Here is a 17,393-nt window from a genome sequence, read left to right on the forward strand (position 1 = left end):
TATCAGGAGTTGGGGGCGCAATTTCCGGGCAGCCTTGGGCGCTGGTGTGTGACCGCCCATCTTGGGGATGGCGATGGTGAATGGCCGGCCACCGCACACCAGACTCGGCGCACCAGCACAAAGCAATATTCCGACCGCGCTGGTGCGTCTCCGCCTGACGAGCGGACTGACGATTGCAAGGGGCGTTCCCCGGATCGCCAAATCCCATTGGGAACGGGAGTAAGCTGCTGCTGATAGAGCGCAAGGTGCGGTCCGGCACTCGGCCTTGCGGCTCCGGAATAGTTAGGCCCGACACTGCCGTGACGACAATATCATCGCTTTGCTCCGGATAGTCGGCGTATTGCCTTTTACTGTGTCACGCGGGACGAACGCCCCTGTCACGCCTACCGAGTGGTGATAGTGCGTAGGATAGGTCATTCTGGCAATTTGACGACAGCGTCCTGTTCGGATTTCCGGGACCGGGCACGAGCATTTTTTCATCGTACATTTTGCGGTCTACATCGCCGCTATTCGGCCGACGACGGAGCGCAGTTTCCGCTCGCCGCGAGCTCTCGTAGAGGAATCATGGGTGTGATCTGACTGCCGGTGCGGATCATTCCACGGCTTCTACTCTCAATTCAGCGGCGCACCGGAGCCGGTGCGGACTGCGCCGGTGCGCTCCACGAGGCCTCCCAGGATCGTCTCGGCCGATACCGTGCCGCTGGCCGGCTCGACCGCCGCGCCTGGGAAGCGTTTTCACGTGTGCGACTTTGTCGAGCGCCACTGCGGACCCTTATGTCCGCCAAGCAGTAGACCCGCGGCTTCAGCGCTCCGAGGCCGAAGGCGCCGCCCGGTTCGGTCCCACTTCTGGCCAGGATGGTACTGATAAGTACGGCATCGATCCGCCCCGCCGCAGCTATCTCCAAACATTTCGAAGGACTGACACCTGCCGCGGGCAGTGATTGGCGTTGTCCGCCTGCTCTCAATTAAGCTTCGGCTCAGATTGGACTATAGGAGCATCTCCATGAGCGGGGATAAGCAGGACGAGATCGCCGCCGCCCGGCTTCGGCGCGCTCTTGCGGAACAGGAAGCGGACCACCCCACCCGGGGCCGTCTGATCGAGAATGACGAGGTCGTACGGGCCCTGAGCCGCCCCCTGCCCCGCCTTGCCCCAACAGCACGGCCACGCTCAGACCGCGGCGTCAGTTTCCACTTCGCCCTCACCCATGTGGGATCCGCGCGCGATCGGGATCCGGCGGCCCTGCCCCCAGATCGTGTCTGGGCCTTCCCGAACCGGCACGAGGTCAAGACCGTCCGCGCCTTGGGCGGCCAGTATAACCGGCAGCATCAGGCCTGGTCCGTGCCCCCGGCAAACGCCTTGGCCGCCGCACGCTTCAGGACACCGCAGGCCCAGGCTCGGTGGGCACGCGGCGGCGGCAAGGGCGCCCGTGGGCCTGCAGCCGCTGCCGACTTCCAGCGCTATATCGAGCGTGCGGACCTCGAGGAAGCGGAGCGGCAAAGCCAGGTGGTCCATGACGAGCAGGGCGCCGTCAGCTTCGGGAACCTCGGCTCGGACATGGAGGAGCGCAGCCGCTTCTGGCACGCCTATGCGGCGGCGGCCAACCGCGCCAATGCCCGGCTGCAGAGCCGCATCATCGTCGAAGTGCCGCATGAGCTGGCTTACATGCCGGATGGCCCGACCCGCGTCCGGGCGCTGGCCCAGGCAATCGTAGCGCCGCTGGCCGAGCGCCGCCTCCCCTACCATGTCACCGCGCATTGGCCCGAGGTCGACAAGGGGACCGACAGCCGGAATGTCCACCTGCATGTGGTCTATGGCGAGCGCGTAACGGACCGCGCCGGCTACGGCTCATGGCGCATTGGCCCGCCGGACCGGTCCGCCCGCGGCGACGGGGCGGGTGGCGGCGCCTGGGCCGCTGGTCTGCGCGACCGGTATGCCGCAGCCTTGAATGATGCCCTGACCGGCATCGGCGCCTCGAAGCGCTACGATCCCCGTTCCTATGCGGAATCCGGAATTATCACGGCGCCAGGACGGCATGCGGGACCGGCGCGCTGGCGCCTGCAGCATCGCACAGTGGAGCAAGCAGCGGGACCAGTTGAGCCGGAATATATTGCGACCCAGTCGCCCGCGCCGGCGCTTCAGGCCGATAAGGAGCCCGCGCCTCCCCATCAGCATGCGGTCTTCCTGGTAGGGGCCGGCGCGCTTGCTCCTGCGGATGCGCGGCGGGACGCCCGGCGGCTCAGCACGAAAGCCCTGTCTTTTCGACTGAGGATGACGCGCGAGGCTCTGGCCGGCACAACAGACGCCGCGATCGCGGACCAGGCACGCCAGGGCATCTCGATCCTTGCTGCTGTTCTGCGAGCACGCCGTCAGCAGCTGCAGCGCTGATATCGGAGTTCATGCTCCCGCTCCCCACAGGCATTTTGGAGCGCCTTCCCTTTTTTGGAGGGCATGGCCGCGTGAATGTCGGGATAAGAGATTCCGGGTGGCGGCGGGAGCTGCGGCGGAGAGGAAGGGAGTGTCGGGAGGCCGGCGGGCGTCAATGGATGGAGCACCGGTCCGGTGCTCTACCAGCAGCCCGCCCAGGGTTCGGGCTGCGCAATAGCCCATTGACGCCCGTCGGCCTCCCGACACTCCCGCAAGGCGGCACCGGATCGGTACCGCCCCGCCGCAGCTCCCGCCGCCACCCGGACGGTCCGGAAGCACCGGATCGGTGCTTCCGGCCGCGGCACCGGGACGGCGCCGCGGGGCGGCCACCCCGGTCCGGGGCAGCCGGCACGCAGCCTGAAGCGAAGATCAGCACCGGTCCGGTGCCTCTGCTCCAGGCGGGCCGATGATCCCAGCCTGTTTTCACAAGGATACAATAGGCTCCTGCGGCTTCAACGCCAGGCCGGATCAGGGATCGAGAAGCTCTCCTGACGCCAATCCGACGGCGGAATAGCGGACATGGGCGATATCGCCGGCTTCCACCCGGGTGCTCACAAACAGGTCCGCGCCCTTAATGATCAGCGAAATAGGGCTCGGGGCAGAACATGCACACAAAACCGACAACAGTGCGCCGCGGTCGTGATAAAGACGCGTGCCGCAGCCAAGCTGCAGTGAACGCCTATGCCGGATAGGCGACTATCTCGGCGGCGTGATGTCCTTGAAGAGTTCGCGCAATCGCGCGCGCAGCAACCTGCTACGTTCTCGCACCTGTTCCAGTTCGGCCTCGGTCAGCAGCTCCCTCTTCGGAAAATAGCCATGTTCCGGTGGCTGTAAGGCCGTCGAGGTCAGGTCCTTCTTCTCCGGCGCCATCCTTTCAACCTCCCGCAGGATTCTGATCGCTGGCAGCTTGAGCCAAAACTGCTCAGGATTGCGGCGCAATCCAAATGCAGCATTGCGCGACCGCATAGACACATGATGCGATGATGCCAACCTTGATGCAGTGATGCCACTGCATCATCCGACTATCCTTACATCTCATGGTCTTTGGTTCGTTGGTGGGCAGGTCTCACCAGTGTCTTCGCTCCTCCCCGTGCCGGCGCTTTCTCAAGAGATTGGGCAATGGCGAGATAAGCGCGAACAACGCCGAAAGCGGAGGCACGGTCCTCGCTCGTTTCAATCCGACCTGAGCCATTGTGCGCAATGGTCCTGTAAGTGCAATGAGTTACGGATTAATCCCAGCGCAAGCTTGCGCTCAGGCAAGGCCAGACGAACAGTCGTGTCGAAAGATCTATGGCCTATTGGCTTGGCGGCTATCTCAGCGGCGTGATGTCCTTGAAGAGTTCTCGCAGATACGCGCGCCGCAACCGGCTGCGCTCTCGCACCTGTTCCAGTTCGGCCTCGGTCAGCAGCTCCCGCTTCGGGAAATAGCCGTGTTTCGGCGGCTGTGGGGCCGTCGAGGTTGTGGGCGGCGTGTTCTCGCCAGAATTCTTCAAGTTCCCCATGGCCATGGACCCCGAACCTCTGTTGGAGTTCCCAGATCGCCTTGAGCGAATGCAAGGATGTGACCGTTTCGGTCCGCGGTCAAGGTCCGGGGCAAGGTCCGGGGCAAGGTCCAGAGCTTTTCCGCCCCCATTGGTCAGGCGCGATGCCGGCGCACATCGGAGGCTCTCCTGGTGCTGACGGCTACGCGAGATGTTCAAGGGCGTTGGACTCTTCCGATAGCTGCACCTCGCACGGAAGCGCGCCGGTATCACGCCTGAAAGCGGCCTCCGGATTGGTGTTTGGAACATTCTTCCGCTGAATCTCCCGGCGCTCATGGCGAGTCTGCCAACCCGATGCCCTCAGCCCGCAGACCTGGCATTTCGGCATGCCGGTCCGGCACAAGCCCGGTGCTGCTCCATAGACACGGCGCGAGTAACCGAGCGTGGCCACGAACAGGTAGACACGGCCACGCTCCTCAGCATCGACCGGTATCCGCAGCTCGCCGAAATCGACCTGGAGCTGGTGCCCCGGTGGCGTCTCAAACCGCACTGTAGCCTTGGCCGCCGCAGTCATCTCCTGGCGCAGATGGGCCACGGCCCGCTCCACTGTACGAAGGCTGGCCCTGATGCCCAGCTCGCGTTCCAGATCCTGACGGACCACGTCGGCATTGCCCCGATGCTGCCGGAACCGTTCCGCCAGCCACATCTCCAACCCGTCCAGCGCCTTTGAGCGCCGCGGCAGCTGTGCCGGCGTCCAGCCACCTGCCTCCAGATAGCGCCGCACCGTCATGTGACTGCATCCAAGTTCCGCAGCAATCCGCCGAACACCCCAGCCCAGGCCTTTGGGCCTGAGCATGGCTGCAACCTCGTCCGGCGTTCTCATCTCCTCCCTCCGCGGATTGCTCACCCTCGGAGAAGCTTCCACTGAACTGGCCAACATGCAGACCTCCCATCCGGATGGGGGGCCAGTTCCTCATGTCGCCTGAGATGTTCAGGTATGGGGCCGCCGGCGCATTCCTTCTCAAAACCATCCATGTTTGCCCAGGGCCTGCCGAGCCGGTGGTCATAGCGAGGGTCCCAACACTCGATCCCATCCCGAACTCGGCCGTGAAACACCTCAGCGCCAATGGTACTGCGTCTTAAGACATGGGAGAGTCGGTCGCTGCCGGCTCTGCCGGCCCCGGGGCTGAACAGACATGGACATGTTGGCGCGGGTTGGAGCAGCCCGGTAGCTCGTCAGGCTCATAACCTGAAGGTCGCAGGTTCAAATCCTGCCCCCGCAACCAAAGATTACGCCGTCAAGTCAGTGACTTGGCGGCGTTTTTCGTGCCCTGCTCAGGTCTCCAAGAACGCGCGCCGGAATCACATCGGAATCATCCGGCCGGAAACTCTAGCGAAGTGCCGGCGGCGGAAAAAGCAACGTAAAGCGCTCATGCGGGCGCACGGCCGGGCCTCAGCGCTCGATCGGCGCCGGCGAGCCGCAGCGCCCCGATGACGTAATTCGCGATCTCTCCGTCGGATGTTCGACGCTATGGCGTCGCGAGAATCTCGGTGGCGTGAAAGAATGGTCGCCGCTGTCCCAGGGACAGGTTGTCGCCGGTCTGGTGGCGAGCGTCGAGATAAGCGACCACTCGGGCCTCCGGCACTGTAAGAGGGCGTACCGCTCGGGCGTCTGTCTCATTCAGCACCAGTCGTTCATCGCGGGACGTAGCTCGTGGTGGAAGGCGCCCGAAGCGCCAGAATGCCGTGTCCGTCTGTCCGTCCTGCACTGATTGCGATTTCCGATGCTGCTCGCCGCCCTGACACCGTTGCTTGCCGTCTTCGGGCTCCTGGTGATCCTGCGGCTGCCGGCGGCCACGGCCATGCCATTGAGCCTGGTGCTCACGGCCGCCGTGAGCATCATCGTGTGGAAGGTTCCGATCCGCCAGGTGATCGCGGCATCGATCGAGGGCGCAGTCATCGCGACATCGATCCTCTGGATCGTGTTCGGCGCCTTTCTCGAGGGTGCGGCCGGCTTCGGGACGCCGGCGGCGATCACCGCGCCTCTGTTGGTGGCGCTGGGCTTCACGCCGATGGCGGCCGTCGTCCTCGCCCTGATCGCGGACAGCAGCCCGGTGTCCTTCGGCGCCATCGGCACGCCGGTCGTGGTCGGTCTCGCCCAAGGCCTGCAGGAGGGCAGCGACCTCGCACCGGCCGTCGTTGCTGCACTCGGCGACGTGCCCGCGGCCGACTTCCTTCAGGGCGTCGCCATGCAAGCGGTCATGATCGACCTGTTCGTCGGAACGACGATACCGTTGATCATGGTCGTCGTGCTCACCCGCTTCTTCGACCCCGGGCGGAACTGGCGGGACGGCTTGCGCGCCTGGCGCTTCGCTCTGTTCGCCGGCCTCGCCTTCACCGGTCCGGCCCTCGCTGTCGCGGTTCTGCTCGGGCCCGAATTCCCCTCGCTGATCGGCGCCCTCGTCGGTTTGGCGCTGATGACTCCGGTCGCGCGCAAGGGATGGCTGCTGCCCCGGGACGGCCTGTCGCAGGGCAAGGGCGAACAGCTGAGCGGCCCGCCGGTCCCGGCGGCAATGCCGTTTGCCCGCGCCTGGACGCCCTATCTGCTGCTGGCGGCGCTGCTGGTGGCGACGCGCCTGGACGTCCTGCCGCTGAAGGGATGGCTGCAGGCGGTCACGATATCCGCCACGGGCATTCTGGGAACCGACATCGGCGTCTCCGTCGCGCCGCTCTATCTTCCCGGAGCCGGCTTCGTCGGCGTCGCCTTGGCCGCGATCGTGTTCTTCCGGATGGGCGCCGGCCAAGCGGGCAGCGCCCTGCGCGACGCCGGCCGCGTCCTCATCGGCAGCGCCTTGGCGCTGGGCGCGGCCGTGCCCATGGTGCGCGTCTTCATCCAGTCGGGGGTGAACGACGCGGGCCTTGCCAGCATGCCGATGGAGCTCGCGATCGTCGCCGCCGATTCCGTCGGCGGCGCCTGGCCGCTGGTGGCCCCCCTGGTCGGCGCCATGGGCGCCTTTCTGTCGGGCAGCGCCACCTTCAGCAACATGATGTTCGCGTTGCTCCAGTTCAGCGCCGCCGACAGGGCGGGACTGTCGGAGACGACAGTGCTGGCCGCACAGATGCTCGGGGCGAACGCGGGCAACATGGTGTCGGTGGTCAATGTCGTCGCCGCGGCCGCCGTCGTCGGCTTGCTCCGCCAGGAGGGCGCCATCATCCGTTTCACGCTCCTGCCGATGCTCTATTACACCACCGCGGCCGGGCTGCTGGCGCTTGCATTCGTGGCGGCCTCGTAAGCCATGGAGCATGCTCTTCATCTCTTGCTTCTGCTGGTCGTCACGCGGCTGTTCGGCGAACTGTCCGAACGGCTGGGCCAGCCTGCCTCGATGGGCGAGATCGTCGCCGGCATGGCGATCGCGCTCGTCGCCGCCGCATCGCTGCCGATCCCCCTTCTCGCGAGCCTGGCAGAAAGCCCGTTCCTCGAGGTCGCCGCCGAGTTCGGCATCTTCTTCCTGCTGCTGCTTGCCGGCATCGAGATGCGCCCGCGGGAGATCGCCGAGCATTCGGGCGGTTCCCTCGCGGTCGCTCTCGGCGGCGTGCTCGTTCCGCTCGGCGCCGGGTTCGCACTGGCTTGGTTTGCTTTGCCGGAGACGCCGCTGAAGTTCGCGCAGGCGCTTCTGGTCGGGGTGGCGCTGTCGATCTCGGCGGTCCCCGTGGCAGTGAGCATTTTCAGGGAGCTGGGCTTGCTGCACACTCGCGTCGGTCGGACGGTGGTCTCGGCGGCGATCTTTGACGACGTGATCGGGCTGATGCTGCTCGCGGTGGTGACCGGGGTGATCGAGACGGGCGCCACTCCGGATTTATTCGCAATGCTGGCGCTGCTCGGGAGGGCCGGCTTGTTTTTCGTGATTGCCGTGGCCGTGGGCCTGTTCCTCTATCCACGCCTTTCGCGGGCGGTCGTCCGGATGCGCATCCCGGCAGCGCACTTCAGCACGCTCATGGCGCTGGCGCTTGGTTTCGCCGTGTTGGCGGAGGCCCTGGGCATGGACTTCATCTTGGGCCCGTTCATGGCCGGTCTGTTCTTTGATCCGGGGACCGTCGGGGCCAAAATCTACGACGGCATCAAGCGAAGCGTCGGAGATTTTACGGACGGATTGCTGGCGCCGCTCTTCTTCGTCTCGATCGGCGTTCGGGTCGAACTCGGCGCCGTAACCGCAGTTCCGGGTTTCCTGCTCGCGCTCGTAGGCGTGGCATTTCTGGGCAAGTTGCTTGGCGCAGGACTGCCGGCACGGCTCGCTGGACTGTCGTCGCGAGAGTCGCTCGCGGTCGGCGTCGGCATGAGCGGGCGCGGCGCGGTCGAGCTGATCATTGCCAGCATCGCACTCGAAGCCGGCTTGTTCGATCAGCCCGATCCCATCGTCGCCAACCTCTTCTCCGCTCTCGTGATCATGGCCGTGGTGACGACGCTGATTATGCCTTTCGGTTTGCGACGCGTCCTGCGGTGATCGACCTTGCGGTTGCAAGGGCGCCGCGTTGGTGCTCGATCTCCGGAACGAAGGTCTCAGCGTTTTCACTGTGTAATGTGCAGGCGGCGGAGCCGTCTGTGAGCGTGTGGCCGCTCGCTCGAAACGCCGGACTGCAGCAAGGCGAAAGGAACGTGATCCAGATCGGCGGCGGCAGCGCGAGGCAGGCCGAACACGGAACGGACGAAGGAAGACCGATGAGCCATGCCGATCGCCAGGAGCGCACCATCGACGCCGTTATCTTCGACCTGGACGGCGTGGTGACGCGGACGGCGCGTCTGCATGCTGCGGCCTGGAAGCGGCTGTTCGACGATTATCTTGCGCAGCGGGCAGCGCAGCGTGGCGAGCTGTTCCAGCCCTTCGACGCGGATGAGGACTATCGGCGCTTCGTCGACGGCAAGCCGCGCTACGAGGGGGTGCGGAGCTTTCTCGAATCCCGCGGCATCGCGCTGCCCTACGGCGATCCGGGCGATCCGCCGGATCGCGAGTCGGTCTGCGGGCTTGGCAATGCCAAGAACGCGCTGTTCCAGCAGCTGCTGGCAAGCAGCGGCGTCGAGGTGTTCGAGAGCTCGGTCACCTTCATCCGCGCCCTGACGGAGAGCGGCATAAAGGTGGGGCTCGTCTCCTCCAGCAAGAATACCGCGGCGGTGCTCGCCTCGGCGGGACTTGGGAACCTTTTCGAGGTCCGGGTGGACGGGGTGGAGGCGGCGCGCCTCGGCCTTGAGGGCAAGCCGCACCCGGACACATTTCTGGAGGCAGCTCGGCGCCTGGGCGTCGAACCGGCGCGGGCGGCGGTGGTGGAGGACGCGATCGCCGGCGTCGCGGCCGGACGGGCGGGCGGGTTCGGGCTGGTGATCGGCGTCGTCCGGTCGGGCGACGGCACCGGGCTGCGAGCCGGCGGCGCCGACCTCGTGGTCAGGGATCTGACGGAACTCGGCGACGGGACGGCCCTGCGGGCAAGGCCCCGCCTGGATGCCGCCGCCCTCCCGAATGCGCTGGTCCGCGCCGCCGAGTTTCGGGCGCGTCTTACCCGCAAGCGGCCGGCTGTCTTTCTCGACTATGACGGCACGCTGACGCCGATCGTAGATCGGCCCGAGCTCGCCGTGCTCTCGGAAGACATGCGCGCCGTCGTCCAGGATCTCGCCGAGCGCTGCCCCGTCGCCATCGTCAGCGGGCGCGACCGTGCCGATGTCGAACGGCTGGTCGCGCTCGACGGTCTCGTCTATGCCGGCAGCCACGGCTTCGACATCGCGGGCCCCGGCGGCCTGCGCAAGGAGCACGAGCGCGCCGCCGCGTTTCTGCCGGCGCTCGACCGGGCCGAAGAGCGGCTGCGGCGGGAGGTCGCCGGTATCGACGGCGCGCTGGTCGAGCGCAAGAAGTTCGCCATCGCCGTCCATTACAGGCTGGTGGCCGACGATCAGGTCGCACGCGTCGAGAGTGCCGTGGCGGCGATCGCCGCCGAGATCACCGACCTCCGCCGCACCGCCGCCAAGAAGGTGTTCGCCCTGCGGCCGCGCGTTGACTGGGACAAGGGCCGGGCCGTGCTCTGGCTGCTGACGGCGCTGGGGCTCGACCGGGAAGATGTCCTGCCCCTTTATCTCGGCGATGACGACACCGACGAGGACGCGTTCGCGGCACTGAAGGGCCGCGGTCTCGGCATCTTGGTGACCGAGGCGGAGCATCCCACCGCGGCCGACTACGTGCTGGCGAATACGGAGGAGGTCGGCCGGTTCCTGGGCGAACTCGTCGCCATTCTGGGAGACCCCACGCGATGACGGACTGGACGCTTTCCTATGAGGGGTTCGAGCCGGCCCAAGAGGGGCTGCGCGAGGCGCTGTGCACGCTCGGCAACGGCTATTTCGCCGCCCGCGGCGCCGCCGAGGAAGCCGAGGCCGACGATACGCATTATCCCGGGACCTACCTCGCCGGCGGCTATAATCGCCTCGCCACCGAGGTCGCCGGGAGGGTTATCGAGAACGAGGACCTCGTCAACCTGCCGAACTGGCTGCCGCTCACCTTCCGGCCGGAGGGCGGCGACTGGCTCAACCTGTTGGCGGTCGAGGTCCTGTCCTACCGCCAGGAGCTGGACCTGAAGCAGGGGGTACTGAAGCGCGCGATGCGCCTGCGCGACCGGACGGGGCGGGAGACGACGCTGGAGAGCCGGCGCCTCGTGCATATGGGCGCGCCGCATCTGGCGGCCATCGAATGGACGCTCACGCCCGAGAACTGGTCGGGGCGGGTCGAGGTCCTCTCCGCCCTGGACGGACGGGTGATCAACGCCGGGGTGCCGCGCTACCGCCAGCTCAACGGCAAGCACCTCGTCCCCCTGGCTTCGAGAGAGATCGGCGAGGACGGCGTCCTCCTTCTCGCCGAGACCAGCCAGTCGCATATCCGTATCGCCGAGGCCGCCCGCACCCAGGTGTTCCAGGACGGCGAGGGGCTGGCGGTAGAACGCCGTTTCGTCACGGAGGAGGGCTATGTCGCCCATGCCCTCTCTTTCCGGGTTGCCGAAGGCACTCCGGTCACGATCGAGAAGGTCGTCGCGCTGCACACCTCCCGCGACCGGGCGATCTCCAGCCCGGCGTTGGCGGCAGAGGAGACGCTGTGCGAGGCGGGACGCTTCGGGACGCTCCTGGAGGATCACGCGCGCGCCTGGTCGCATCTGTGGCGGCGCTGCGACCTCACCCTGGAGGGCCGGCATCGGACGCAGATGATCCTGCGACTGCACGTCTTCCACCTGCTCCAGACCGTCTCGCCGCACAGCGTCGACCTCGATGTCGGTGTGCCGGCGCGCGGCCTGCACGGCGAGGCCTATCGCGGGCACATCTTCTGGGACGAGCTGTTCATTTTCCCGTTCCTCAACCTGCGCATCCCCGAGATCACCCGCGCGCTTCTGCGCTACCGCCACCGGAGGCTGCCGGCGGCGCGGCGGCTGGCGCGCGAGGCCGGCTACTGCGGCGCGATGTATCCCTGGCAGAGCGGCAGCGACGGGCGCGAGGAGACGCAAGTGCTCCACCTCAACCCGAAATCCGGTCGCTGGCTGCCCGACAACACCCACCTGCAGCGGCACGTCAATGCCGCCATTGCCTACAATGTCTGGCGCCATTACGAGGCGACGGGCGATGCCGAGTTCCTGTCGGTCTACGGCGCCGAGATGCTGGTCGAGATCGCCCGCTTCTGGGCCAGTATCGCCAGCTTCAACGCTGAGCGCGGCCGCTACGAGATCCGCGGCGTGATGGGACCGGACGAGTTCCATGACCGCTACCCCTGGGCAGAGAAGCCCGGCCTCGACAACAACGCCTACACCAACGTGATGGCGGTCTGGGTGCTGCTCCGCGCGCTCGATGCGCGCATGCTTCTCGACTCGGAGCGGCGGGTCGAACTCGACGAGAGGCTGGGACTTGGCGCCGATGAGGTCGCCGGCTGGGACGAGATCAGCCGCAAGATGTTCGTGCCGTTCCATGACGGCGTCATCAGTCAGTTCGAGGGCTATGAGCGGCTCGAGGAGTTCGACTGGGAGGACTATCGCGCAAAGTACGGCGACATCCATCGGCTCGACCGGCTGCTCGAGGCCGAGGGCGACACGGTCAACCGCTACAAGGCCTCCAAACAGGCCGACGCCCTGATGCTGTTCTACCTGTTTTCGGCCGAAGAACTGGGCGACCTGTTCGCCCGGCTCGGATACCCGTTCGAGGGAGAGCTGATCCCACGCACGGTCGACTACTACCTGCGACGCACGTCGAACGGCTCGACGCTGAGCGGCATCGTCCATTCCTGGGTGCTGGCGCGCTCCGACCGAGCCGGCTCCTGGACGCAGCTCAGGGCCGCGCTGGAGAGCGATATCGCCGACGTGCAGGGTGGGACGACGCCAGAAGGCATCCATCTCGGCGCCATGGCCGGCACCGTGGACCTCGTCCAGCGCGGCCAGACCGGACTCGAGATCCGCGACGATATGCTCCGCCTCAATCCCTGCCTGCCGGAGGAACTGCGCGGCTTGCGCTTTCGTATCCGCCATCGCGGCCACTGGCTCGACATCGACATCGGCTGCGAGCGTCTGACCATCTCAGCCCCGGACGGTTGGGACGGGCCGGACCGCATCGTCATCCGCGACGAGTCCTATGGCTTTCATGCAGGCGAGCGCCTGGAAGTCCCCTGCCACCTCGAAGACGGCGGTTGGCGACCGGCCCCGCGCGCCGGCGACATGAACGGAGGGGCCGAAGGCGGTTGATGTTTCAGTCCGTCCAGTGCGGCGCCGATCACGTTATCGCAAATCACGCATCATCACAAATCAAGAGGTGTTTAAATGTCAAACTACATTCGTCTTTCCTTGATGATCGGCACATCCGTCATTCTGATGTTTGGAATAACATATTTGGAGAGTTTCCAGATCATTGATCATGCGTATTTTAGTGAAACACGCGTGTTCGTGGCATTGCTGATGGGCGCCACGATGGCCATGGTCATGATGACCTACATGCTCGGGATGTATCCCAGCAAGACTGCTAACATCTCAATATTTTTTGGCGCAGTTCTTGTCTTCGCAGGATTGCTTTATCTACTTCGCAGCCAGATCACCGTCGATGATGTCGACTATATGGAGGCGATGATCCCGCATCATTCGATCGCCATCTTGACAAGCGAACGGGCCCAGATCACCGATCCGCGGGTTCGCAAGCTGGCTGACGAGATCATCAAGGCGCAGCGGCTCGAAATCGCCGAGATGAAGGCGTTGATCGCCGATCTCGAGGGCGGTCCCCCGGCCACACCGGAAATCGACGGCAACTAAACCGGAATTGAGCGGTAGCCGGCTGGGGCTGAACGGCAATTGTGGCGCCAACCGCACGACACGAACGGGCCGCTTGGCTGGGAATCGAGATGCCCGACCGCAAGCGGCGTGCTCCTCACATGCGATGCGGCCGGTATGCGATCCCATTGGCCAGTTGCAGCTCGCGTACATAGCGAACGATCGAAGCTATGTCCTCACCGCTTACCTGCGGCTGCGCCGGCATGTTGCCAAAGGGCCAGTGGTGCTGCGGCACGCCTCGTCTTGCGGCGGCGAGAAATGCGGCATCCCCGTGGTGGCCGGGATTGTAGATGTCATGGACCAGGGGCGGCCCTTTGTCGGTTCCGGCGGCGTTGCGGCCGTGACACAGCGCACAGTTTGCGTCGAACGCCGTCTTGCCTGCGATGGCGATGGGCGAAAGCTTCGGCACGGTGACCTCGATTGTCGTGTCGGGTGACGGAGGCGCCAGGGCTTTCCAACCGACGAAGGCCACCCCGGCGACGACGACGCCCACGACCAGGAACGTCGGCAGATTGGGACGACCCCAGCTTCCGGGACCGGTGCGCTTACGCTTTCCTGTCACGGCTCACTTCTTTCGGCAAAAAATGGTCTAGTCTCGCACAACCCCGCATCCCGCACCGCCACTTCGAGGGACAGCGCGGGGTCATCCGCCTGCGCCCTGGACCATTTGATGGCCCTTGCCGCCGATAGGGATTTCTCCGAGGATTTCGAGAGTCCGCTGGTCGATCACCCAGATCTTGGGCTGATCGGCGCTGGAGATGTAGAGCTTGCCCGTCCCGCGCACGACGGCCAGGTGATAGGGTGCGGGAGCCAGGGAAGCGCTGCGCTCGGTACCGGTGCCGAGATCGACGGCGACCACCTTGTCGTCGCCGAGGGCGGCGACAAAGAGCGTTCGGCCGTTGTCGGAGAGATCGATCCCGTGGAGGGTCGAGCCAATCGGAATCGTCTCAACGACCTTCCGGTCGCCGACGTCAAGGACGGAGACCGTGCCGTCCTCCACGTTGTTGACGTAGAGAGTGGCGCCGTCATTGGCCAATACGACATGCTCGGGGCTGCTGCCGACCACGGCGTTCGACCGGACGATCCACCGCGTCGTATCGATCTCACTGACCGTGTCGTTGCCGGCATTGCTGACGTAGAGCCGGTCACCGTTGGGGCCAAAGGTCGCGTAATTGGGCAGCGGTCCGGTCGCGACGGTAGCGACTAGCTCGTAGGATTCGAGGTCGATGGCGCTGATTGCACCGTCATTGGGGTGGGTGACGACGGCGAACCGGCCGTCGGGGCTGACCGCAACGTGATGGACGGCACCGGGCACGTCGATGCGCCGGACCACGGACCCGTCAGCCGCCCGAACCACCGACACGGTGCTGACAGCCGCGTCGGCCTTCGCATCGGCGGGCGCAGCGCCGTGATGGGCTGCGTGCTCGTCTTCGGAAACGACTGCCGGCTTCGCCACCGCTTCGCCGTCTGGCGAGCGCGTCTCGAAGCTGCCGGCGATCAGGAATCGGCCGTCGGGTGTTCCGGCGAGGCCATGAACGGCCGCCAGGCCGCCTATCGTGTCGACGATCTCGTCCTTCGCGGCATCGATGGCGACGATCTTGTTGTCTCCGCCTAGAGGCACGTACACGAGCGGCTCGGCCACGGCGGTTTGAGCTGCCAGCATCAGCGGTGCCAGCAGCCCGGTCCACGCGGTCGTCCGAAGGATTGATATGGCTTTCATGGCTTCAGGTTCTCCATTTCGAGAGAGAATCAGCGAACTTTCCTAGATCTTGACCGAACGCAGGCGCAGCGCGTTGCCGACAACGGACACGGACGACAGGCTCATCGCCGCGGCCGCGAAGATCGGCGAGATCAGGATGCCGAAGAACGGGAACAGCACGCCCGCCGCAACCGGGACGCCGGCGGCGTTGTAGACCAGGGCGAAGAACAGGTTCTGCTTGATGTTGCGCATGGTCGCGCGCGCGAGCCGCCGCGCCCGCACGATGCCGTTGAGGTCGCCCTTCACCAGGGTGAAGCCTGCGCTTTCGATCGCCACGTCGGCGCCGGTGCCCATGGCGATCCCGACGTCGGCCTGGGCGAGCGCGGGCGCGTCATTGACGCCGTCTCCCGCCATGGCGACCTTGCGGCCCTCCTCCTGCAGCTCCTTGATGATGCGCGCCTTATCCTCGGGCAGCACGTCGGCGCGGATCTCGTCGATGCCGAGCTTCCCAGCCACCGCCTTCGCGGTGCGCGCGTTGTCGCCGGTCGCCATGACGATGCGGAAGCCTTGTTCATGCAGCGCCTTCAGCGCAGCCGGAGTCGTCTCCTTGACCGGATCAGCGACCGACACGAGGCCGGCGATCTCCGAGCCGACGATGACGAACATCACCGTCTCACCCTCGTCGCGCCGGGCATTCGCGGACTCCGAGAGCCCGCCGCCGTCGACGCCGAGGTCGGCGAGCAGCTTCGCGTTGCCCAGCGCCACCGGCTTGCCGTCGACGACGCCCTTCACCCCCTTGCCAGTGACCGCCTCGAATTCCTCGGCCTTGGCCAGGGAGATCCCGCGCTCCTCGGCTCCCGTGACGATCGCCTCGGCGAGCGGGTGCTCCGAGCCCCGTTCCAGGCTTGCCGCCAGGCGCAGCACCTCGTCCTCGTCATGCCCGCTTTCCGGAAGGACGGCGACGAGCTTCGGCTTGCCAACCGTCAGCGTGCCGGTCTTGTCGACGATCAGCGTATCGACCTTGGCGAAGCGCTCCAGCGCCTCGGCGTTCTTGATCAGCACGCCGGCCTGCGCCCCCCGGCCGGTCGCCGTCATGATCGACATCGGCGTGGCCAGGCCCAGCGCGCAGGGGCAGGCGATGATCAGCACCGCCACCGCCGATACCAGCGCGTAGGCGAGCGCTGGCGCCGGTCCCCAGATCGCCCAGACGACGAAGGCGACGATCGCGATCGCGATCACGGCCGGCACGAACATGCCGGCCACTGAGTCGGCGAGCTTCTGGATCGGCGCGCGCGAGCGTTGCGCATTCGCCACCATCTCGACGATCTGGCTGAGCATGGTGTCGGCGCCGACGCGCTCGGCCTCGATGATCAGGCTGCCCGTACCGTTGATCGTGGCACCGGTCACCTTCTCGCCCTCGACCTTCTCGACCGGCACCGGCTCGCCGGAGATCATCGATTCGTCAACCGAGGAGCGACCCTCTATGACGACGCCGTCGACCGGGACCTTGTCGCCCGGGCGCACGCGCAGCCGGTCGCCGACCTCGACCTCCTCGAGCGGGATCTCCTCCTCCCGCCCGTCCTCCCGGATCACGCGGGCGGTCTTCGCGGCGAGGTCCAGCAGTGCCCGGATCGCCGAGCCGGTGCGCTCGCGCGCGCGCAGCTCCATCACCTGGCCGAGCAGCACCAGGACAACGATCACCGCGCCGGCCTCGAAATAGACGCCGACATGGCCTTCGGCGTCGCGAAAGCCGGCGGGAAAGATGCCTGGCGCGAGTACGGCGACCACACTGAAGAGATAGGCCGCGCCGACGCCCATGCCGATCAGCGTGAACATGTTGAGGCTGCGGTTGATCACGGACTTGACGCCGCGCACGAAGAACGGCCAGCCGGCCCACAGGATGACCGGTGTGCCCAGGATGAGCTCGATCCAGAGCGTCGTGCGCTCGCCGAGGACATCGCGGACGACGCCGAGCCCAACGAAGGGACCCATCGTCAGCACCAGAAGAGGCACAGTGAGCACGGCGCCGACCCAGAACCGCCGCGTGAAATCGACGAGCTCGGGGTTTGGTCCCTCGTCGGCGGCGGGGATCCCCATCGGCTCCAGCGCCATGCCGCAGATCGGGCAGTCGCCCGGCCCGTCGCGCACGATCTCCGGATGCATCGGGCAGGTGTACTTCGTGCCCGGCGGGGCGTTCTCGATCGGCGCGCTCGCCGGCTCCAGGTATCTCGCCGGATCGGCCGCGAACTTGTCGTGGCATCGCTGCGAACAGAAATGATAGGTCTCGCCCTCATGCCGCCGGCTCGGCTTGCCGGCGTTCAAGTTCACCGTCATTCCGCAAACCGGGTCTTTCGCCGTTTCGATTGCGGCTAGGTGGTGCACATCGCGGTGATGGTGGCTGTGATCATGATCCTGGGGCTTATTCATCGCCTCGTCCGGTTTATCGGCTGTGTTGACTTTGAAG

At 66.1% G+C, this 17,393-nt stretch carries 12 protein-coding genes, 1 tRNA gene and 1 rRNA gene; 8 read left to right on the plus strand and 6 right to left on the minus strand.

Going from position 1 to position 17,393, the window contains the following annotated elements:
• Window positions 1–1,003: 1,003 nt before the first annotated feature.
• Window positions 1,004–2,386, plus strand: coding sequence for a MobA/MobL family protein (locus DOL89_RS23480; protein ID WP_119681803.1), 1,383 nt, complete (start codon window positions 1,004–1,006; stop codon window positions 2,384–2,386).
• Window positions 2,387–3,121: 735 nt separating this feature from the next.
• Here DOL89_RS23480 and DOL89_RS25405 read toward each other — a convergent pair.
• The 3 genes from DOL89_RS25405 to DOL89_RS23490 all read right to left on the minus strand — a co-directional run bounded on the left by DOL89_RS25405 (window position 3,122) and on the right by DOL89_RS23490 (window position 4,696).
• Window positions 3,122–3,295: a hypothetical protein gene (locus DOL89_RS25405; RefSeq protein WP_205574752.1), complete on the minus strand. Its 174-nt coding sequence runs from the start codon at window positions 3,293–3,295 to the stop codon at window positions 3,122–3,124.
• Window positions 3,296–3,735: 440 nt separating this feature from the next.
• The gene (locus tag DOL89_RS23485; protein WP_119681804.1) at window positions 3,736–3,933 is read right to left on the minus strand and encodes a hypothetical protein; all 198 of its coding nucleotides are present in this window, start codon (window positions 3,931–3,933) and stop codon (window positions 3,736–3,738) included.
• Window positions 3,934–4,108: 175 nt separating this feature from the next.
• Window positions 4,109–4,696, minus strand: a complete 588-nt coding sequence (locus tag DOL89_RS23490; protein WP_263973618.1) for a hypothetical protein — start codon at window positions 4,694–4,696, stop codon at window positions 4,109–4,111.
• Window positions 4,697–4,961: 265 nt separating this feature from the next.
• Here DOL89_RS23490 and rrf point away from each other — a divergent pair.
• The 7 genes from rrf to DOL89_RS23525 all read left to right on the plus strand — a co-directional run bounded on the left by rrf (window position 4,962) and on the right by DOL89_RS23525 (window position 13,212).
• Window positions 4,962–5,077: ribosomal RNA gene (rrf, locus tag DOL89_RS23495) — 5S ribosomal RNA — on the plus strand.
• A 38-nt stretch (window positions 5,078–5,115) separates the two neighbouring features.
• Window positions 5,116–5,192, plus strand: a tRNA-Met gene (locus DOL89_RS23500).
• A gap of 498 nt (window positions 5,193–5,690) precedes the next feature.
• Entirely contained in the window at window positions 5,691–7,199 is a 1,509-nt protein-coding gene (locus tag DOL89_RS23505; protein WP_225890107.1) for an L-lactate permease, read from the plus strand.
• Between the two features lie 24 nt (window positions 7,200–7,223).
• A complete protein-coding gene (locus tag DOL89_RS23510; RefSeq protein ID WP_225890108.1) occupies window positions 7,224–8,408 on the plus strand; it encodes a cation:proton antiporter in 1,185 nt (394 codons plus the stop codon).
• Between the two features lie 152 nt (window positions 8,409–8,560).
• Window positions 8,561–10,201 (plus strand): trehalose-phosphatase, encoded by a 1,641-nt coding sequence (gene otsB / locus DOL89_RS23515; protein ID WP_318658559.1) that lies wholly within the window; start codon window positions 8,561–8,563, stop codon window positions 10,199–10,201.
• Window positions 10,198–12,654, plus strand: coding sequence for a glycoside hydrolase family 65 protein (locus tag DOL89_RS23520; protein WP_119681809.1), 2,457 nt, complete (start codon window positions 10,198–10,200; stop codon window positions 12,652–12,654). The genes otsB and DOL89_RS23520 overlap by 4 nt, the downstream gene beginning before the upstream one ends.
• 75 nt (window positions 12,655–12,729) lie before the next feature.
• On the plus strand, window positions 12,730–13,212 hold the full coding sequence (locus DOL89_RS23525; RefSeq protein ID WP_119681810.1) for a DUF305 domain-containing protein: 483 nt from the start codon (window positions 12,730–12,732) through the stop codon (window positions 13,210–13,212).
• Window positions 13,213–13,327: 115 nt separating this feature from the next.
• Here DOL89_RS23525 and DOL89_RS23530 read toward each other — a convergent pair whose 3' ends face one another.
• The 3 genes from DOL89_RS23530 to DOL89_RS23540 all read right to left on the minus strand — a co-directional run bounded on the left by DOL89_RS23530 (window position 13,328) and on the right by DOL89_RS23540 (window position 17,263).
• Window positions 13,328–13,792: a c-type cytochrome gene (locus DOL89_RS23530; protein ID WP_225890109.1), complete on the minus strand. Its 465-nt coding sequence runs from the start codon at window positions 13,790–13,792 to the stop codon at window positions 13,328–13,330.
• A gap of 81 nt (window positions 13,793–13,873) precedes the next feature.
• Entirely contained in the window at window positions 13,874–14,950 is a 1,077-nt protein-coding gene (locus DOL89_RS23535; protein WP_119681811.1) for a YncE family protein, read from the minus strand.
• A 42-nt stretch (window positions 14,951–14,992) separates the two neighbouring features.
• Window positions 14,993–17,263 (minus strand): heavy metal translocating P-type ATPase, encoded by a 2,271-nt coding sequence (locus tag DOL89_RS23540; protein ID WP_119682007.1) that lies wholly within the window; start codon window positions 17,261–17,263, stop codon window positions 14,993–14,995.
• Window positions 17,264–17,393 lie beyond the last annotated feature (130 nt).

Origin of the sequence: Indioceanicola profundi, assembly GCF_003568845.1 — a bacterium.
Classification (GTDB): domain Bacteria; phylum Pseudomonadota; class Alphaproteobacteria; order Azospirillales; family Azospirillaceae; genus Indioceanicola; species Indioceanicola profundi.